General features: G+C 39.4%; 21 protein-coding genes. 13 read left to right on the forward strand and 8 right to left on the reverse strand.

The window, feature by feature from the left end:
• Window positions 1–17 precede the first annotated feature (17 nt).
• Together HWV00_RS07075 and HWV00_RS07080 are read left to right on the forward strand one after the other, a co-directional pair.
• Complete coding sequence (locus tag HWV00_RS07075) at window positions 18–1454, forward strand: O-antigen ligase family protein (protein ID WP_211685403.1); 1437 nt, start codon at window positions 18–20, stop codon at window positions 1452–1454.
• A gap of 28 nt (window positions 1455–1482) precedes the next feature.
• Entirely contained in the window at window positions 1483–3624 is a 2142-nt protein-coding gene (locus HWV00_RS07080; protein ID WP_211685404.1) for a UvrD-helicase domain-containing protein, read from the forward strand.
• A gap of 18 nt (window positions 3625–3642) precedes the next feature.
• Here HWV00_RS07080 and rsmS read toward each other — a convergent pair whose 3' ends face one another.
• On the reverse strand, window positions 3643–3807 hold the full coding sequence (gene rsmS, locus HWV00_RS07085; protein WP_211685405.1) for a pleiotropic regulatory protein RsmS: 165 nt from the start codon (window positions 3805–3807) through the stop codon (window positions 3643–3645).
• Window positions 3808–3952: 145 nt separating this feature from the next.
• Here rsmS and HWV00_RS07090 point away from each other — a divergent pair, with 145 nt between their 5' ends.
• Window positions 3953–4102, forward strand: a complete 150-nt coding sequence (locus HWV00_RS07090) for a hypothetical protein (RefSeq protein ID WP_211685406.1) — start codon at window positions 3953–3955, stop codon at window positions 4100–4102.
• 42 nt (window positions 4103–4144) lie between these two features.
• On the opposite strand, the gene priC is transcribed toward HWV00_RS07090, so the two are convergent.
• Genes priC through dinG form a run of 3 tightly spaced genes read right to left on the reverse strand, consistent with a single transcriptional unit; the run spans window position 4145 to window position 7589 of the window.
• Window positions 4145–4759 (reverse strand): primosomal replication protein PriC, encoded by a 615-nt coding sequence (gene priC, locus HWV00_RS07095; RefSeq protein WP_211685407.1) that lies wholly within the window; start codon window positions 4757–4759, stop codon window positions 4145–4147.
• Window positions 4747–5526 (reverse strand): TSUP family transporter, encoded by a 780-nt coding sequence (locus HWV00_RS07100; RefSeq protein WP_211685408.1) that lies wholly within the window; start codon window positions 5524–5526, stop codon window positions 4747–4749. The genes priC and HWV00_RS07100 overlap by 13 nt, the downstream gene beginning before the upstream one ends.
• The gene (dinG, locus tag HWV00_RS07105) at window positions 5526–7589 is read right to left on the reverse strand and encodes an ATP-dependent DNA helicase DinG (RefSeq protein WP_211685409.1); all 2064 of its coding nucleotides are present in this window, start codon (window positions 7587–7589) and stop codon (window positions 5526–5528) included. Before dinG ends, HWV00_RS07100 begins: the two co-directional genes overlap by 1 nt.
• 504 nt (window positions 7590–8093) lie before the next feature.
• Here dinG and HWV00_RS07110 point away from each other — a divergent pair.
• Genes HWV00_RS07110 through HWV00_RS07120 form a run of 3 tightly spaced genes read left to right on the forward strand, consistent with a single transcriptional unit; the run spans window position 8094 to window position 11446 of the window.
• Window positions 8094–9296 carry a hypothetical protein gene (locus tag HWV00_RS07110; RefSeq protein ID WP_211685410.1) on the forward strand — a complete coding sequence of 401 codons (1203 nt, stop codon included), beginning with the start codon at window positions 8094–8096 and terminating at the stop codon, window positions 9294–9296.
• A 52-nt stretch (window positions 9297–9348) separates the two neighbouring features.
• Entirely contained in the window at window positions 9349–10047 is a 699-nt protein-coding gene (locus tag HWV00_RS07115) for a response regulator transcription factor (RefSeq protein ID WP_211685411.1), read from the forward strand.
• Window positions 10048–10084: 37 nt separating this feature from the next.
• Window positions 10085–11446, forward strand: a complete 1362-nt coding sequence (locus HWV00_RS07120) for an ATP-binding protein (protein ID WP_255554949.1) — start codon at window positions 10085–10087, stop codon at window positions 11444–11446.
• A gap of 83 nt (window positions 11447–11529) precedes the next feature.
• Here the strand turns inward: HWV00_RS07120 and HWV00_RS07125 are convergent, their stop codons facing one another.
• Both HWV00_RS07125 and HWV00_RS07130 read right to left on the reverse strand, forming a co-directional pair.
• Window positions 11530–13128 (reverse strand): AMP-binding protein, encoded by a 1599-nt coding sequence (locus tag HWV00_RS07125; RefSeq protein WP_211685412.1) that lies wholly within the window; start codon window positions 13126–13128, stop codon window positions 11530–11532.
• A gap of 287 nt (window positions 13129–13415) precedes the next feature.
• Window positions 13416–13754 carry a universal stress protein UspB gene (locus HWV00_RS07130; RefSeq protein ID WP_211685413.1) on the reverse strand — a complete coding sequence of 113 codons (339 nt, stop codon included), beginning with the start codon at window positions 13752–13754 and terminating at the stop codon, window positions 13416–13418.
• Window positions 13755–14172: 418 nt separating this feature from the next.
• Here HWV00_RS07130 and emrD point away from each other — a divergent pair, with 418 nt between their 5' ends.
• Entirely contained in the window at window positions 14173–15393 is a 1221-nt protein-coding gene (gene emrD, locus HWV00_RS07135) for a multidrug efflux MFS transporter EmrD (protein WP_211685414.1), read from the forward strand.
• A 90-nt stretch (window positions 15394–15483) separates the two neighbouring features.
• On the opposite strand, the gene HWV00_RS07140 is transcribed toward emrD, so the two are convergent.
• Entirely contained in the window at window positions 15484–15699 is a 216-nt protein-coding gene (locus HWV00_RS07140) for an acetyltransferase (protein WP_211685415.1), read from the reverse strand.
• A gap of 51 nt (window positions 15700–15750) precedes the next feature.
• On the reverse strand, window positions 15751–16044 hold the full coding sequence (locus HWV00_RS07145; protein WP_211685416.1) for a nitrogen fixation protein NifW: 294 nt from the start codon (window positions 16042–16044) through the stop codon (window positions 15751–15753).
• A 265-nt stretch (window positions 16045–16309) separates the two neighbouring features.
• Here HWV00_RS07145 and HWV00_RS07150 point away from each other — a divergent pair, with 265 nt between their 5' ends.
• The 6 genes from HWV00_RS07150 (at window position 16310) to HWV00_RS07175 (ending at window position 20073) form a co-directional block, all read left to right on the forward strand.
• Window positions 16310–16519, forward strand: coding sequence for a hypothetical protein (locus HWV00_RS07150; RefSeq protein ID WP_211685417.1), 210 nt, complete (start codon window positions 16310–16312; stop codon window positions 16517–16519).
• A 9-nt stretch (window positions 16520–16528) separates the two neighbouring features.
• Window positions 16529–17032, forward strand: coding sequence for a superoxide dismutase, Ni (sodN, locus tag HWV00_RS07155; protein WP_211685418.1), 504 nt, complete (start codon window positions 16529–16531; stop codon window positions 17030–17032).
• Between the two features lie 32 nt (window positions 17033–17064).
• Window positions 17065–17334 carry a nickel-type superoxide dismutase maturation protease gene (locus HWV00_RS07160; protein ID WP_211685419.1) on the forward strand — a complete coding sequence of 90 codons (270 nt, stop codon included), beginning with the start codon at window positions 17065–17067 and terminating at the stop codon, window positions 17332–17334.
• Window positions 17335–17420: 86 nt separating this feature from the next.
• Complete coding sequence (locus HWV00_RS07165; RefSeq protein ID WP_211685420.1) at window positions 17421–18338, forward strand: metal ABC transporter substrate-binding protein; 918 nt, start codon at window positions 17421–17423, stop codon at window positions 18336–18338.
• Window positions 18335–19189, forward strand: a complete 855-nt coding sequence (locus HWV00_RS07170) for a manganese/iron ABC transporter ATP-binding protein (RefSeq protein WP_211685421.1) — start codon at window positions 18335–18337, stop codon at window positions 19187–19189. Before HWV00_RS07165 ends, HWV00_RS07170 begins: the two co-directional genes overlap by 4 nt.
• Window positions 19183–20073, forward strand: coding sequence for a metal ABC transporter permease (locus tag HWV00_RS07175; protein WP_211685422.1), 891 nt, complete (start codon window positions 19183–19185; stop codon window positions 20071–20073). The genes HWV00_RS07170 and HWV00_RS07175 overlap by 7 nt, the downstream gene beginning before the upstream one ends.
• Window positions 20074–20078: the final 5 nt, after the last annotated feature.

Here is a 20078-nt window from a genome sequence, read left to right on the forward strand (position 1 = left end):
ATAAGCAGGGATGTTTAATGATAAATATCGAGGCGGTTAGTCCGCGTTTACAATTGTTATTAAGCTTCATATTTACGCTGGCTATTGGCTTACTTTGGTATAAAACCAAAATGTGGGCGGTGCCTGCAGTATTAGTCATTGCCCCGTTGTTTTTGATTTTAGTATTGAGAGTCCCTTTTTATATTGTAATTACCTTCATTATTTTCTCTTATTTTCGCATTCATGAAGCCTTCCCAATATTGATGCCTTTCCGTATTCCTTTAGCATTTTCATTGATGTCGTTTTTTGTGTTGGGTTGGCATATATATTTGAGTAACAACATTAAAGTTTATTGGTCAACAGAGCTGACCTTTGTATGTTTGTTCCTAGGCTGGGCTGGTTTTGGGATCTTTTTTTCTTATAACCCTGGTGCTTCTATTACACTATTTTCAAATGTTGTTATTAAAATTTGGGTAATGACGATTGCGATCTGCTGGTTGGTACGTACGATTCACCATTTCCGTATTGCGACTTATCTATATGTAGTGGCTGGGGTATTAGTTGGGTTAAAAGCGATCAGTAATAAACTGCAGGGCATTGGACTTGTAGAAGGAACACGAGTGACTATTTCACGGGAATTAGGGTCAATGATTGGTGATCCAAATGATCTTTCACTCGTGCTTTTGTTTCCTATGTCATTTACGTTATCAAATCTGCTGCAGCCTAATATTGGTAAGTTTCACCGATTCTTATTGGCGGTTGCCTACGTTATTTTATTTTGGGCAATTATTGCAACACAAAGTCGAGGCGGGCTAATGGGGATCATGGCGGTGACGGGCTATTTTGCGATTAAACGAATCAAAAATAAGATATATGTTTTAGCGGGGGCCGCAGCGTTATTACCTATTTTATTATTAGTGGCTGGTATTGCAGGTCGTTCGTCTGGTGGTGCTGCGGAAGAAGGGATTGATGAATCGGCGATGGGGCGTATTTATGCTTGGATTGCGTCATGGGGAATGGCGGTGGAGAATCCATTAACGGGTGTGGGCATTAATAATTTTTATCTTAACTATTATCTTTTTAGTCCTTTTTGGGATGGGAAAAACCACGCGGTACACAGTACGTGGTTTCAGGTATTAGGTGAAACAGGCTTTGTAGGGTTAGGATTACTTATTGCGCTTATTACGGTGACCTTTAAACAGTTGTGGCGGACAGAAGTAAACAGTCGCGCTTTGCCGATTGGCGAGCGTAATACGATTGTGACGTGTAATGATGGTATTTTTGCAGGGTTAATCGCTTTCTGTATCGCAGGGACATTTTTGACTCAGGGCTTTACTTGGCCGTTGTACATTTTATTGTCAATGAATGTGGCACTGGCTAAGATTCTATCTGAAAAACTCGCAATTAATGTTTCACATAATACCCCAAACGAAGATCCAAAAAAGTGGCTTAAAGAAGTAGGAAATAATAGATAAAGTGAGTAATTAGTATTAAACAACAGGTATGTTTGTGCTATGTTTTCTTTACTTTTTATTATTGAGTTTATCTGCATTGCCTGACTATTCTTTTTCTACTTTTGCTCAGCTAATTGGGGCTAATTGCCGCACGCTATCATTTCAACCCGAGGGCGCTGTGTTTACCACTAAGCAGCAACAGACTTATCATTATCCTTGGGGCTCATTCGAACCTAAATTGAGGCACTTTAGAGGATCTTTTTTTGATACCTTAGTGCTTAATTGGGAGGATCAGCGTGTGCGCTTAAACGGCGTAGCTAAAGCAGAGGTCGCAGGACTTATTGATGATTTGTATTTTCATGCTTTAACCGGAAAAGAAGCCGAGTTACTCGAACAATACCAACAGCTCACACAAGTTATTGAACGCGGTTATATTCCCCATTCAAAATGGCTTGCACTACAAACTCAGTTACAACCTTGGGCTGATTGGTTTGAAATATTACCGCAAATAAATAAGATCCCACCATCGCTGAAACTTCCCCTTGCGCGGTTACGTTTTTGGCAGCAAAGTCAGGTTGAAAATTTAGATAAATACAATCAAGCGGTAATGGGTAAGCAAAAACAACATTATAAAACGCTATTTGATAGTCTTGAAACACATCCACTGACTGAGAAGCAGCGTGATGCTTGTGTTGTGGCTAATGATGCGAATTTAGTACTCGCGGGCGCGGGATGTGGTAAAACCAGCGTAATGTTAGGACGTTGTGCTTATTTGTTAGAGTCGCAGCAAGCAACAGCTGATTCGATATTAATACTGGCCTTTGCAAAAGATGCCGCTAAAGAAATGAAAGCACGATTAAAGGAGCAATTGCCAAGGGCTAGGATCACCGTTAAGACATTCCATGCGCTGGCGTTAGATATCATTAAGCAAGCCGACAGCAGTAAACCACAAGTGAGTAAGTTGGCAAGCAGTGATAATGCCAAACAGCAATTTTTTAAAACGACTCTAACCACATTATTACTTGATGCAGACTTTAAAGCGTTATTCAGTCAGTATTGTTATGCCTATCTGACATGGTTGGATAAGTTACCTAGCGAGAAACACGAACAAGAAGTGATCCGGTTGTTGGCGGGCAAGGGCGGTTATAAGAAATTATTAAGCCAACTTGTTGAGTTAACAATGCAATATAAAAATACGCGAACAGTTAAAATAGTAAAAAGGTTGAATGCGTTACCAGATGCTAATTTTGTTGCGCTCACTCACGACATTGTTTCTATATTGCTTGAACATTATCACGGGTATTTAGACGAAAATAATGAAATTGATTTTGATGAAATGATAACAAAGGCGAGTGATTATGTGAGCAGTGGTGAGTTTAGTTCACCTTGGCTGCATATATTGGTCGATGAGTTTCAAGATATATCACAAGCGCGCGCACATTTAGTCAAGCAGCTACAAAATCAACACGATAGCAGTAAGTTATTCTGTGTGGGTGATGATTGGCAAGCTATCTATCAATTTGCAGGCAGCGATATTGCAGTGACGACACGCTTTAGTGACTATTTTGGCGTTGCTAGTACGTTACCCTTAGATACGACATTCCGGTTTAATGACCAGATAAGTGCGGTTGCAACGCAATTTGTAATGCATAACCCCGAACAGATAAGTAAGCAGATCACCACTCACAGTAAAGCCAAGAAAGCGTGTGTTCAGATCGACTATTATCAGGAAAATGATGATGCAATATCGTTATTACTAGAGAAAAAACTAACGAAAATAGCAACAGGTATCAAAGCCGAAGGCACAACACGCTCTGTACTCTTGTTAGCACGTTTTAATTTTCAATTACCTGATAGCAAAACGCTAACTGCATTATCTTTGCAATATCCGCAGTTAAATATAAAAGCAATGACGGTTCATGGTTCGAAAGGGCAAGAGGCTGATTATGTGCTGGTGTTAGCGATGGAAGCGGGAGAGCATGGTTTTCCAAGTCATAAACAACGCCATCCCTTTGCTGTCATGCTACAGCCTGATTTGTCAGCTTGTCCAGATGCAGAAGAGCGTCGTTTATTTTACGTCGCGCTCACACGCGCTCGTCAGCAAGTTTATTTATTGTGTAATAAAGACAACCCATCGAGCTTTGTTGAAGAACTTGTGGCGGGTGATTACCCCATCACAATTGCAAAATAGCTTGCCTTATTAGCCACGTTACTTGTTGCTATTAACCGTTTGAGTTTCAACCTTACGCTGGAAATCTTGTTGTACGATAGCTAACGCGTCCAGTACAGTCTTAGTAGGTAATTGGTTTTCTTCAAGTAATTGGATAAGGTCTACGGCAAGTTTTATATGTTTCGGCGCATTTTCTAGCGACATAATAAAGAATCCTTAATTATTTAGTACTTATTTTAGTTAAATATTACGTATTAAGATTTTTAATTTGTAACGAAATATTATAATACAATCAAGCTGGTATTATTAGCCCATATTCATTGATTAACAACTTAACGCTGAGGCTAATATGAACAAAGAACAAGTACACCAGGTTATCCAATTACTACGTGATGGCTACTCATTAACTGACATTACTAAAATCGCAAAAATTAACGTAATGTACGTAAGTGTGATTCGTAAATTAATGGTAATGGATCTTCTTCAAATCGAAGCTTAATTCATGTGGTTATAGTTCAAGTGATTGATCATTAGGTGTAAATTAACTAATGTCTTTCTTTTGTTCATAGCGTTGTAATTGCTGACGAACTTTCGCTGTCGCAGCTTGACAACGCTGTAACCTTTGCTTCGTTTGCTGTGATTGGAGTGGATCGGTTTGTTGATCTACCATTGCTTGCAAACGGCGTTCATATTCCATTTGTTGTGCGAGTTTTTGATATAAATAGTGTGACTTTTGTAATAATTTCTTCGCAATAACATCGTAATTCTTTTGCTCTTCTTTTACTTCGCCTTGCCTAAAATGACAATGCTGCAATACCCCATTAATTGCTCTAAATTGATGTGCTACTTTTTCTAATAATACTGCTTCTATCGATAACCTATCTGCCACCGATGAACGTGATTGTTTAGACTGGGTGTTATGCTTATTAAAGTAATCTTGCAGGCGAACCATATTTTTCTCTAGTTCACTCACATATTGGTGTATATCTTGGCTACGATAGATAAATAGACCGGGATAAAATAAGAATCTATCACGTAATTTATAGTTGATGGTTGTGGTATGGCTAGAGTTAACCTGCATACTCAACGCACTCAGCTGTTGAATACGCTGAGCGAGTTGGTTTAGTTGTTGCTGTTGGTGACTTATTGTAGCCATGCTTGATAAGCCAGTTTACAAGCGATAATGATCACTACCGTAATAAATAAGGGGCGAATAAATTTAGCACCAAAATGAATCGCGGTATGAGCGCCAATAATGGCACCAATCATGATTGATACACCCATGCTTAATCCCAAGTACCAATTGATGTGGCCAAGATAGATAAAGGTCAGGAGCGAGGTGAAATTACTGGTGAAATTCATTGCTTTGGCAACACCGGAAGCAAATAGAATATTCAGTTTGTATAGTGCCATTGTCGACACAGTCCAAAACGCACCAGTGCCTGGGCCTGCTACACCATCATAAAAACCAATAATATAGCCTTGTAAGCCCTGTTTTTTGTGTAATGCAGGATTATCATCAGGCAGGGTTTCACCTGTGTGCTCTTGGCTTTTGCTAAAGATAGAATAGATAGCAGTAAAGATGATGATGACAGGTAATAGCTTATCTAACCAAGCAGTACTAATGACATTCACCACTAAGGTGCCACATATTGCCCCGATGGCTGTAAATAAGAAGGACCGCCACCAAAACTTAGGATTAAATAAACGCTTTTTATAGAAGGTAATGGCTGCTGCACACGAACCAAAACTCGCAGCCAGTTTATTTGTACCTAATGCAAGGTGTGGTGGAAGACCTGCGCTAAGTAATGCGGGTACGGTTAACAGACCACCGCCGCCAGCAATCGCATCAATAAAGCCTGCGACCAATGCAACGCTGCATAAAATTATAAAAACTGAAGGTTCTAAACCAAGCTCTAACATCAAAATTCTATATTTCTTTTGTAAGGGGGAAGCGAATTAAGCAATGCTGGTCCATAGCGTTTACTAACAACTCGACGATCAAGTAGCGTAATTCTACCAGAATCTTTCTCTTTTCTCAGCAATCGGCCACAAGATTGAATTAATTTTTTGCTGGCTTCAGGAACTGATACCTGCATGAATGGATTTCCACCCGATTTAGTTATCCATTCTGACTGTGCTTCCTCTACAGGTGAGGTCGGCACTGAGAATGGAATTTTGGTGATAATTAAGTTTGTGAGCAGGTCACCTGGTAAATCAAGTCCTTCAGAGAGACTACTGGTACCAAATAAGATACTGGTTTTATTGGCTTTGACATTTTCAGCGTGTTTTTCTAGTTGCTCGCTGCGTGAACTCTCTTTTTGTACTAATAATTCGAGCTTAGTCGTACTACGGATAATTTCCGCCACTTGGTTCATTTGGCGGTAAGAGCTAAATAAAACTAATGATGCTTTTTTATCTGGCAACAAGCTCGGCAGTTTCTCTCCGAGTAATTCGGTGAAGCCTTGTTCGTTAGGTGCCAATGCTAAGTTCGGGATATACAGTTCTGCTTGTTCAAATTCAAACGGTGAATTGAGTTGTAGGTGCTGTGTTGATTCATCATTTAACAAGCCTACTTGGCGGCGGAAATAATTAAAGTTACCAAGGGAGGTGAGTGTTGCTGATGTTAGGATCGCGGCACCACATTGTGACCACAACATGTGTTCGAGTTTACTATCAACATCAATCAAGCTTGCAGCAAAGATATGATCGTCTTGGCGAGAACCACTTTTTTCTACCCATTTAGCCAGCGGAGTACCTTTGGTTTCTTTAATGAGCATGTTCCATACTTGATGGAGGTTTTCGATGCGTTGTAAGTAGAAACCAACTTCGGCAATGAGCTTATTCGCTTTGGTTTGTGGTAACTGATCTTGTTTCAACTGTTCGGCAAGGATATCAACAATTTTAGCTGTTTGTGAAACGGCTCGTTTCGTTTCGTGGTTCATATTAGCGGCGTTTTCGTCTAGTGCATCAGGGAGTTCGCCATCGGCAAAACGCCAAGAGTCATCACTAAACTGGCGGTCGTTAGCAGACATTAAGCTGTGGATTTTGGTTAATTCTTTGTTGATGCTATTGATTGAGCTAAGCAGTTTGGTGACCGGATCGGATATTTCACTTGAGGCAATAGTTTGGGTTAACTGCTTCATGGATACGGTCATTGTCTGCAGCCATGCTTTTGCACCTAACACGGATGCGTGCGCAGATGAAAAATCACGTGTAATACGCGGTAAATGATGTGCTTCATCGATGACGTAATAACAGTCTTCAGGTTTAGGTAAAATAATACCGCCACCCAGTTCTAAATCAGCAAGTAGTAGCGCGTGGTTAACAATTAATACATCGCACTGATCTAAGGCTTCACGGGCTTTATGAAAAGGGCAGTTACGGTGTGCACTAAATGATTTACTGCAGCTGTGACGATCTGAAACGATTAACTGCCAAATATCATCAGGAATTTGTGTTGGCCAGCTGTCGATATCGCCTTTCCATTTACCTGCTGCATAAGCGGTAAACATACGCTTGATAAGCTGTAAATCACGTTTTTTAGGGACTGTCGCTAAATCGGCAAGGAGTTCAATCTGGTCGTCTGCTTGCGAAAGCATGGATAATTTTTGTTCACAGCAGTAGCGCTGTCTGCCTTTGACTAATGCAAATTCAAACTTTAGGCCTGATTGACGACGAAAGAAAGGCAGCTCTTTATGCAGTAGCTGTTCTTGTAGTGCGATCGTTGCTGTTGAGATGACTAATGTCTTTTTTGCTTCAGTGGCTAAGGGAATACCTGCTATCAAATAAGCTAATGATTTACCTGTACCTGTACCCGCTTCAGCAATGATTAAACGGCGGTTTTTATCGAAATTACCTGCGAGGGTTTTTGCCATTTCTGCCACAAGAATATTTTGTGAACGACGGACTGCGAAGTCAGGTAGTGAATCACGGATGTTCTGATAAACATCACGAATCGCTTTTTTACTCTTATCTGAAAGCATGTTTACTCTTATCTACAAGTTCGCTTACTGTTATCTGCAAGCTTGATTTAAAGCCAAGGTTATTAGCACTGTATTTATCGTTATTCTATTTTAGCGTAATTATGTCGTCTGTATAGGTATTAAGAGAGAGAACACTGATAAAATTACAGTAGTTTATTAAAATATCGAATTACGCTTTGTTGTTACTGACAAACCTTACAAACCTTACAAACCTGACAAATATGCGACTGAAACATAACATGTCATTTTATATGATGACGCTGTAATTCGACATCATTGAAATAAGAAGTCTATATGCGGAGGTTTGTGAGTATTACTATTAGATCTCTTATGCTTTATTGGAACCCCACTCATGTCGTTTGCGGGAACCAGGCAGTACGGCTAACTTGATGTGACAAGCTTACCTTCGCTTAAAGAAGCTTAGGGAGCCTTAAAGTTAAGCTTTATTTCGTTTTATATAATACGCAAGTTATTTATATATTTTTATGAAACAAAGAGGTTTAAATGCGTAAGTTTGTTAGTATCGGTGTGTTGATTGGAATATTACTCACTGGCTGTAATAGTTCTACTGAGAATGGCTCATCTGATAAAACAGAAGATAGTGAATCTTATACTGTACCAAGTGAGTTTGGTCCGGTTGTCACTGGTCTGTTTAATCGCTATATCGCGGTGAAAACGCCAAACGATGGGACGATCCATATATTTTCACAATCTGGTGTGTCTGTAGCACAGCTGCTTAAAGCACGTAATACACTTCAGTTTTTTTTAACTGACACAATGGCAATGAATAAAGACGTCATCGCGGATAGTATGGCTAATCGAAATGCAGCATTATTCATATTTGATGATGAAGATGCAATGGAGGAGGTAGCAAATAATGACGACATTACTAGCGACCCTATCTTTGATAATATGCAGGTTCTTTATGGGACCGAAATATTTGTTGAAGGCGATCGTAATTATTTAGCTGAATCATCGAATAGACGTGATGCCACATTTGAAGAAGTGTTACACATCACTCAAGCTCAAGGTATCGCACCTGCTATGCCTAAGTTCCAAAATATAATTGCAAAAGAAACTAATCTTGCGATAGAAGGTGGCGTTTGGAATCCAACACAGAACCAGCTCGATGACTGGGAGTTCGAAGGCGATGAGATAACTGGTTATACGACTTCTCACGAATATTTTGCAACTATTGTTGAAGCATATTACGGTATGTGGGAACACAAGAATACAGGCATGGATGGTTATATTGCTAACTCTCGTGAGTCACAAGCAGAGATGGACGAGAAAGGTCTTGCGATTGTTCACGAGTTCTTGCCTGAGTATATAACAACAATGATGGATATCGACGCTAGCTTTGCAGCTGGTCGTACTTTCCATTTGAGCCGTGATAAAGATTTACCTTATACCGCCAAGTCACAGTATTTAACGTCAGTACGTTTAACAGGAACAAACGACAGTAATATTGTTGGTAATGCTCAAGATAATATCTTAATGGGTAACCAAGGCGATAATAACATTGACGGTAAAGCTGGTCGAAACACCTATAAAGTGAATGGATTAAGAGCCGATTTTGATGTTGAACATCATGGTGATGGGTACTTGATTCAAGATCGAGTAAATGCACGTAACGGTAGTGATACGTTAACGAATATTCAAACGATTGAATTTAATGATATTAAGCTAAATTTATCTAAACGGTAAATATTAGCGCTATATTTTAACTTATTTATAATGATATAAGGTTTCCTTGAACATGTTAGAGAATGACAACAAACACATTTTAATTGTTGAAGATGATTTAGAGATTTGTCGTCTTCTCGACATGTTTTTACGCAGTAAAGGGTACCAAGTATCATTAAGTAATAGCGGTACAGAAGGACTCGCCGATATCATCAGGTTAGAACCTGATCTGGTGGTATTGGATATTATGATGCCGGGCATGAACGGTATCGAAGTATGTCAAAAAAGCCGTGAAACTTATACCGGTCCTATCATTATGCTGACGGCTTGTAGCGAAGAAATATCGGAAATATCTGCTTTGGATACAGGAGCTGATGGCTATTTGCATAAACCATTACGACCACATATTTTACTCTCTCATATTGAAGCGTTATTACGTCGAGAAAGCAGAAGTAAGAAAAATGACAATGAACTGAATCATACCGGTGGTTTAACTATCGATACCCTAAAGCGTCAAGTGAAGTGTAATGATGAAGAAGTTATTTTAACGGGCGCTGAATATGAAATGCTCGAATACTTAGCGAAACAAGCTGGCACCATCGTGAGTCGTGACGAGTGCTATCGCGCATTAAAAGGCATTGAGTTTGATGGTCTGGATAGAGCGTTAGATATGCGCTTATCAAGCTTACGCAAAAAAATTAAAGATGATATCGCACCGTATCAAATCATTAAAACGATTCGCTGTAAGGGCTACTTGTTTGTTAAACAATAATATGTTCTTAAATCTGAATAAAATAATTAACCGGAATATGGCTAATACACTGTTCTTCAAACTTTATCTCAGTATTACTGCTGTGATTATTGGCAGCATTGTTATTGTCAGTATTTCTATGGATTATTATTACGATAACCTCGATGACGTCACCTTCGTTCATGATGCGAGTTTTGCGGCAAAGTTACTTGATGATTTTGTTGAAGATACGGACCGTTGGAATATGGAAGTGGATTTATTGAGTCGGTTTACCGGTTTTACGATTAAAAATATCTCAATGAAGAATGCATTACTGTATCACCAAGCGCATGAATTGTTGGATGTCGTTGACATAGAGCCGAATAAAAACTACCCACCCTTACCAGCTGGTATTGGTAAGTGGGGCGTATTTGTTTACGAACATGATGAAGAAGATGATCGCCTTGCCGTTATTTTGCCGCATAATGATGGGTTATTACTTATTATTGATAGCGCTGAAATTCTTTATCCGATCGATGGACCTGATGATCTTGTCGATGATAACGTGGAATTATTCTTATTAGGCTTTATCTTTTTAAGTATCGCATTAGTGCTGTATTCTTCAGTTCGAAATATCTCAAATCACGTTTATCGATTAAGTTCAGCAAGTTTAGCGCTCGCGAACGGGCAATTGGATACTCGGGTAAATGATCGAATTCCTGCGCCTCTAAATCAGATGGCTGCAAGCTTTAATGAAATGGCGGCCTCGTTACAGCATTCACAACATCAGCAAAGAGTAATGGCAAATGCAATTGCGCATGAATTACGTACTCCGTTAACGCGTATCCAATTAGTGATGGGCTTGCTCAGTGATGAAGCTCACAATCAATATACGACCGAATTACATAATGATTTGAGTCGTTATACGGTTGAAATGGAAGCATTAGCGAATGATATATTAATGCTTCAAACGATAGAGCATAATCCTTCTTCAATTCATCAGAAATTTGATTTAAGTGCGTTGATGAAAACCCGTGAAGTGGAATTTCAGCATCAATATCCTCATGTATCGATCTCGTCAAACTGTGAGAAAGTCATGCTGGACGCGAACCCGCGTTACCTACAGCTTATCGTTGATAATTTAGTGAAGAATGCGTGCTTATACGCGGATACTAAAATTAAGTTGAGTCTTCAAAGTGATGAACTGCGTTATCGTATTATTGTTGAAGATGATGGTGACGGTATTTCCCCTCAGCAACGTGAGCAAGTACTTGATGCGTTTACACGTTTAGATAACAGCCGAAGTCGGCAAACGGGTGGCTTTGGATTGGGTTTAGCGATAGTGAATACAATTGTTAAAACGATGCATGGTGAAATACGGATTGAAACCAGCGAATTGGGCGGGGCAATGTTTGTTATTGAGTTTAAACACGAAGGTTGAGTTGTAAAATAAAATGACGACAGGATAATTGTCGCCATTTTATTTCTTTCATCACTGAACTAGTTAGCGAATGGTATGCTCACTTATAAGGTTCGTAATTCACGACGTAAGATTTTACCAACGGCTGTTTTTGGTAGCTCATCTATAAAGACGATTTGTTTCGGTACTTTATATGAGGTTAAGAAGTCGCGGCAGTGTGCAATAACATCGCCTTCAGCAAGATCTTGTTTTTGTGGAGATTTGACAATGAAAGCTTTCACGGCTTCACCACTTTTCTCTGACTGGACACCAATGACAGCTGCTTCTAAAATACCTGTGTGACTTGATAAAATTTCTTCGACTTCGTTTGGATACACATTAAAGCCAGACACAATGATCATGTCTTTTTTACGGTCAACAATTTTGTAATAGCCATTATCAAGCTGTTCTGCAATATCACCTGTTTTGAAGTACCCATCGGCTGTCATGACTTCTGCTGTTGCGGCATCACTGCGCCAGTAGCCTTGCATGACTTGTGGGCCTCGAACGGCTAATTCGCCTGCTTGTTCAGCACCAACTTCGTTATCATTTTCATCAAGTAATTTAATCTCGGTACCTGGAACTGCAGCACCAATAGAACCAATTAAGGTTTCACCTGGGCGGTTAAAGGTAACAACTGGAGCTGTTTCAGATAAACCATAACCTTCACAAATATCGCATCCCGTGACTTCTTTCCATAAATCCGCTGTTGATGTTGTCAGCGCGGTCCCGCCTGATGTCGTAATTCTTAATTGGCTAAAGTCGAGCGCTTTAAATTCAGGTTGCGTACACAAACCTACAAATAGCGTATTAAGGCCAGAGAATGCAGTGAACTTAATCGTCTTAATCGCATTGATAAAGCCAGGCATATCTCGAGGGTTCGGTATTAATATTGAATGTGCACCCGTGCTGAAATAAAGTAGCAGGGTAATGTTAAATGCGTAGATATGGTAAAGCGGTAGGGGCGATACCAATGTTTCTTTGCCTTCGCTGATCACATCGGTTAATCGGCTTTTTGTTTGAAATGTATTACTGAGTACATTGCTCTGGCTTAGCATTGCGCCTTTTGATAACCCTGTTGTGCCACCTGTGTATTGTAAAACAGCCAAATCATCAAGATGAGCGGTAACTGGCTTGTAAGCTGTACTTTCACCCAATGCAATGGCATCAAGTAGTGAGATAGTGCTTAACTGCGCAGAACCCTGTTCCTGTGGTGCGAGTAAGTCTGCGGCATGAGTGGTAATGACTGTCTTTATGTTGGTATCAGGCAGTACCTTTTCAGCCACTGGTAGCAGGTCAGATAGAATAATCAGTGCCGTTGCCTCTGAATTATTAAACTGATGTAACATTTCTCTTGGTGTATAAAGCGGGTTGGTATTGACGAGTACTAAGCCTGCTCGTGTTGCACCATAGGCAGCAATTGGGAATTGCGTAATGCTTGGTAATTGAATCGCAATTTTATCACCGGGTTTTAGCTCGGTATGATTTTGTAAGTAAGATGCAAAAGCGGCAGATAGTTGATCGATTTCTTTAAAGCTGTGTGTTTTACCTAAGCAAGTATAAGCAGGTTTATCAGCAAATTTTTCACATGTTTCTTGTATTAAATCAGCAATACAATTGAGTCCATTCAATTCGACTTTTTCTACAGCGGCATTCGATAACATATAATTATTCCTATTCCATTAAGTTGTATTGTGAGTATAAGGTGACACCTGTTTACAGTATTCGTTGCAACATACTTGTTACAAGTTGATAGTTTAAACAAAAAATATTCGAATGATAAATTTAAACATACGTATGATTTATTATATTACTATCGGATTTATTGATTGCTACGATCAACTCGTTGTTTTTGAAAATAAGGTAACTGGTCAGAGTTTATCTGTGCAGAAAGGAGAGGCTAAGAAGTAGCGAGTCTAGGCGTTTAAGCATACTCGCTTTGAGTCGCTGGCTATAAATCAAGATACATCAATACAGGGATAAGTAGGATATTAAGTGCAATGAAGTAGGTTGCCAAGGTGAATACTTTTTTAACCTTATTACAGCGATAGATAAAATACTCATCAAAATGATGCAAATGTTCATCACGACGAATGTAATGAAATAGTTGCATTTGCTTTGTATAGTTACCCTCAGTACTAAAGAATACACGTCCATTCACACGCTGGTAGAGTAGCGGATCGATATCTTTCATTCTATACAGTAAGCAGCGTAATGAGGACACTGCTCGTGCGACATTAATTAGAGTAATAATAGAGAATGCGATAAAAATTAGATCACTATTATTCATACTATCTCCTCAGTGACTATTTTCACTGTACCTAACTGATAATCCACCTTACTTTAATGAGTTTAATATATATTCTAGTTTTCGGTAGCCAGAAACTAGAAATATCACTTAAGGGTACTATTTACGGTCAGTAATAGGCATTTCAAATCTTTGAATTTTCTATCGAATCATTAAAAATAATACATTAGATAAACTAATGCAAGCGGACGTAAAAAAGTAAGGTGTAAATACACTATTATTACTTGCTATGTTGTTTTTTCAAGACTATCATCTCGCCCGAAATGCAGAGTAAGATATCGCGTATATGGATTTAGCCTGTCACCCATCTTTTCATTATCAATCCAATAGAGTTTAACTCTAATAACTACGTTGTTTAGTCATAAACATCGATTTTTTATTCATATACTATTACGAGGGTATGGTTGTGCTACAACAATCGTCTTCTGCCAATATGGCAAAGTTACTATTTCTAATTATAATACTGACTGCTGTCGGTCAAATGACACAAACAATGTATGTGCCATCGATTGCAGCAATGGCCACAGATTTTGCTGTTCAACCTACGTATTTGCAGGCCGTTATGGCAGCGTATTTGATCCCGTATGGATTATCACAGTTTATCTATGGTCCACTCTCTGATCGCATTGGTCGACGACCAGTGATCATGATGGGCATGATGATATTTATGCTTGGTACGTTAGCGGCTTTATTTGCACCATCGTTCGAACTTTTTCTATTAGCGAGCTTTATCCAAGGGTCTGGTACAGGTTGTGCTGGCGCTATGTCACGTACGGTCACGCGTGATTGTTATGATGGTGCGGCCTTACACAGAGCAAATAGTTTAGTGAGTATGGGGGTTATTTTTTCGCCATTACTTGCGCCTGTTATTGGTGGTTACTTATCAATGGCATTTGATTGGCAGGCAAGTTATGTTTTTCTACTGATCTTTGGTGCTTTGGTGACGTTATCGATGTTCACTATGTTTGATGAAACATTACCTAAAGAAAATCGCCGTCATGAACGAGTTTGGACAAGTTATAGCTATGTATTGAGTAACCGTCAATTCCAAGGCTATATATTTTGTTTGATCGCGACATTTGCTGGTATTGCAGTATTTGAAGCCGCAGCTGGGGTATTATTGGGCAGTGTCTTAAAATTAGATCCAACAACAATAAGCTGGTTGTTTGTATTACCTTTACCGGGGTATTTATTAGGTGCATGGTTGTCTGCAACGCTATCTGCACGTATCGGTCAACGCAACCTGTTTAATGTTGGCATGGCAACGCTGATCATTGGAGCATTGATTATCTTTATTCCGGGAATGGCTGGATTGGTGACTGTGGTCTCTCTGATTGGAGGTGGCTTTGTTTCATTTATTGGTGCTGGGATCATATTTCCGGCAGCGACAACTGCTGCAATTCAACCTTTTCCTCATCATGCTGGTACGGCGGGGGCGTTATTGGGCGGTATGCAAAACTTAGGTGCCGGACTTGTGACCTTATCAGCCTCGTTAATGGGGGCGAAAGACCAATTTAACTTGGGCTCTGTCATGCTGGTGGCTGCTATCTTAGTGGTTATTAGTATTTTATGGGTTCGTCGTCGTTTCTCTAACGATGCAGCAATGACGCCTAGTTTGTAATAGATAGTTTGTAATAGATAGTTTATAACGGCTAGCTTGTATCGAGATTTGGATATAGATAGTGCGGGAACAAGGTTGTTCCCGCCTAAATTAGTGATTGTGTTGTCGGTAATGGGGATCAGTCCAACAACGAGGTAGTTCTTCACCTGATAGGAAGAGTAAATCTGACTTATTAAACGATTCAGGATCTTGCTGTTCTTCACCAACTTGATAACGACCTAATACTGTATTATGAAATAGATTAGTAAGATCATCTTGTCCTATCACCTCTATCATATCGTTATTGCCTCTATGCTTAAAAAACATGACTAGCTCCACTTATTAGTTGATTGATACTAGTAAAGTATAGCTTGCAAGTTAACGCCTTTCACAAGAAGTACAGCCGCGACAAGCGGAACGTGTTTTGCTAGTCCGATCTAATCGTCCACGTTGAACCTTACAATACGCATTCTTTAAGCAGCGACGATAATCAAACCAATCTTCTGGTTTTGTTAATATGACATAGCCATTAAATCGCTTAAGTAGATCGCTTTGCCACTCATGAATTAATCCACTATCGAAGCCGATATCAAAAAAATCTAATAACGCGGAAACACTGTTTAATTGTTTTATTTTATCTTCAATAGTCATGATCTGTTTTGTTGTTTGCATGGTTTTTTTTGTATTTTTAAAAATAGAAAGGGGGTTAATAACAGTTATAACGCATTTAATAACAGTTATAACGCATTTAATGATGCTGATTTTCTCACTTCTCTATTTCTGCGTAAATCGAAACTAACGATTTGATTGCAGTGGATCAAGTAAGTATGGTTTTTTATATTTTGCATAAATATCTCTTTACATCGTAAATGAATTGAAATATAAATGAGACTTATTATCATTTAGGTGTAATTAATCACAATTAAACAGGATGTTTATGACTCAATCTCTCACCGTAAATAAAGTATTAACTACTTTAACCCTTACTCTAGCCAGTCCGTTGGTTTTGGCACATTCAGGACATGATCACAGTGATCCGTTATCTGGATTAATTCATCTCACTTGGATTGCACCAATTGTATTAGCGGCTGGATATGCAGCGATTGTTATTCGTCGTGCTAATCGTAACAAAACAACAAAAAAGTAGGGGAAATATATGTTATTCAAACTTGTTTCAGCGATGGATAAGAAACTGTCATTTAGCCAAGTATCGGCCCATTGTGATATTCCATGTAAGATTTATGATCCAATCTCGGCACAGTTAGCTGTTCTCACTATGATACGTATGGTTGATTTGTTAGATGAATTTGGCTGCAAAGATTCGTTTAGTTTAAATGATCAAGCGCAATTTAGTCGTTTGATCACCGAAAAAGAAGTACATGGTTTAAAAGTTAAAGAAGAAATTAGGGTTATTTGGGGCGACTATATTAAACAACCGCAATTGGACCAGTTTCCAGAGTTACACGCACTGACACACAGTATTATGCTTGCGGCATCAAAAGCGAAGCAACATATTGATAAAGAGGCGACGTTGGATTTACTGGAAAAAGTAAATCGATTTGCTGAAATATTTTGGGCAACAAAAGGCATCGATACCTTTACTGCCACATCGCCATATCCGCCAGCACAACAACTTATTTATCCAAAGCTAGATTGTTAGGTTTTCATATTAGCCGAGTGCGGGGAACAAGTATGTCACCTTGTATCCCCGAAGGAAGTTATGTGCTGGTTAATGGCTGGCTTTCCTTGTTATCAGTAAAGCCAGAACAGATTATTAAAGTTCGTCATACGCGTTATGGCGACATAATAAAAACCCTTGATCATATTGATGAACAAGGGTTTTTATGGTTACGTGGAGAGCATGAAAGTAGTGTATCTATGCTTGAAATGGGGCCTGTCAGTCAGTATCAATTGATTGGTGTTGTTTGGTTTATTATCAAACCTCGCATTAGAAATAATTAAATGATAATAATTCTCATTTGTATTGAGATGTTTTTTATTCCTTGTTAGTATTGTCTGCATAGGATCAATATTAACAAGGAATAAACATGCTCTATCAGTTTCGTTTTACAACATCACTATTACTTTTCTTCTCATTTATTTTATCTACCACAGTTTGGGCTGGTTCGTCTTCAACAGTGGCAAAGCCATTTAAAGTTGTTACTACGTTCACCGTGATTGCTGATATGGCTAGAAACGTTGCTGGCGATGCTGCGATTGTGACTTCAATAACCAAACCAGATGCTGAAATTCATAACTATCAAACCACACCAGGTGATATTCGTCGTGCACAAGGTGCTGATTTAATCATTTATAACGGTTTAAACCTCGAGTTATGGTTTGATAAATTTTTCCATAATCTACGCGATGTGCCTAGTGTTGTTGTGACGAAGGGGATAGTGCCGATGGGTATTTCTCAAGGTCCATATTCAGGTAAACCGAATCCACATGCTTGGATGTCTGCGTCTAATGCGTTGGTTTACGTAGAGAATATACGTCAAGCATTAGTTAAACATGACAGTGAAAATGCTGCTGTTTATAACAAAAATGCAAAAAATTACAGTGCGCAGATCCTTGCGGCTGTTGAACCATTTAAGCAACAAATTGCAGCGGTACCAAAATCTAAGCGCTGGCTGGTGAGTAGTGAAGGTGCATTCAGTTACTTGACGCGAGATTACGATTTGCAAGAGTTATACCTTTGGCCAATTAATGCGGATGCACAAGGGACGCCTCAACAGGTACGTAAAGTTATTGATGAGGTGAAAGCCAATAATATTGTCGCCATCTTTAGTGAAAGCACTGTGTCTGCCCGACCTGCGCAGCAAGTCGCACGTGAAACGGGTAGTCGTTATGCGGGTGTATTATATGTTGATTCATTAAGTGCGATTGATGGACCAGTGCCCACTTACATTGATTTGCTTAAGGTGACATTAAGTACGATAGCAAAAGGACTAAATCAATCATGATGGGATTAGAAGTAAATGATATTAGTGTGACTTATCGCAATGGTCATACTGCATTATTTAATGCCAGTTTTAGTTTACCTAAGGGCTCGATTACTGCGCTGGTGGGTATCAATGGCAGTGGTAAATCAACCTTGTTTAAAGCCATTATGGGGTTTGTTACCTTGGCTAAGGGCTCTGTTAATATTTTAGATTTACCCGTGAAGAAGGCATTAAAAAGCAACTTAGTCGCTTATGTGCCACAAAGCGAAGAGATTGATTGGAATTTCCCTATCTTGGTCAAAGATGTCGTGATGATGGGACGTTATGGGCACATGAATATGTTGCGTATGGCAAAAACAAATGATCATGACAAGGTCGATATGGCACTTGAACGTGTCAACATGAGCGAATTTAAACACCGTCAAATTGGCGAACTATCTGGCGGTCAGAAAAAGAGGGTGTTCCTCGCGCGAGCTTTGGCACAAGAGAGCCAAGTTATTTTACTTGATGAACCTTTTACTGGTGTTGATGTAAAAACGGAAGAGCAGATCATGGCACTACTACGTGAATTACGCGCAGAAGGTAAAGTGATCTTAGTATCAACCCATAACCTAGGCAGTGTGCCGGAATTTTGTGATAGAACGGTATTAATTAATCGCACGATATTAGGTGCAGGGTTAACGAGTGAAATATTTACTCAAGACAACCTGCAAAAAACGTTTGGAGGTGTATTACGCCATTTCATTCTTGCTGGCGATGAGTTACACGACGATGATGATGCAAGGCAGGTAACAGTGTTATCTGATCACGAACGCCCTGTTGTGCTTTACGGTGAGGATGAACAAACCCCTTTGGTGAGAGAACGATGCTAGATTCATTATTAATGCCGTTTAGCTATGGGTATATGGTTAATGCCATTTTTATTAGTGCGCTGGTTGGTGGTGTTTGCGCTTTTCTCTCTGCGTATTTGATGCTTAAAGGCTGGTCATTAATTGGCGATGCATTATCACATTCTATTGTACCCGGTGTCGCTGCAGCGTATATGTTGGGCTTACCTTTTGCGTTGGGGGCATTTTTCTCTGGAGGATTGGCTGCGACGACTATGTTGTTTTTGAACCAACGTACAAAATTAAAAGAAGACGCCATTATTGGTTTAATCTTTACGTCATTTTTTGGTCTAGGCCTGTTTATGGTATCGCTGGCACCGACATCTGTGAATATTCAAACCATCGTTTTAGGTAATATCTTGGCGATCACCCCTGAGGATACTGTACAGCTACTCCTTATCGCGGGTATTTCACTGTTTGTATTAATACTGAAATGGAAAGACTTAATGGTGGTATTTTTTGATGAAAACCATGCTCGTAGCATTGGCTTAAATCCACACGCATTAAAGATCCTATTTTTTACGTTACTCAGTGCGTGCACTGTTGCTGCATTGCAAACGGTGGGTGCATTTTTAGTGATTGCAATGGTGGTGACTCCAGGGGCTACAGCCTACTTATTAAGTGACCGATTTTCTCGGGTCATTATCTACAGTGTGCTTATTGGTGCGACAAGTTCGTTTGTGGGTGCTTACCTTAGTTACTTTATTGATGGTGCTACAGGGGGAATCATTGTGGTGTTACAGGCCATCGTATTTATGATTGCGTTTGTATTTGCCCCTAAGCATGGTTATCTGGCTTCAAGGTTTAAGGCGAGACAAACATTGGCTAGCAATGCGCTTTTAAACCCTATATCTGAAAACAAATCTTGATAGAC

It is taken from the genome of Moritella sp. 24 (assembly GCF_018219155.1).
Lineage (GTDB): Bacteria > Pseudomonadota > Gammaproteobacteria > Enterobacterales > Moritellaceae > Moritella.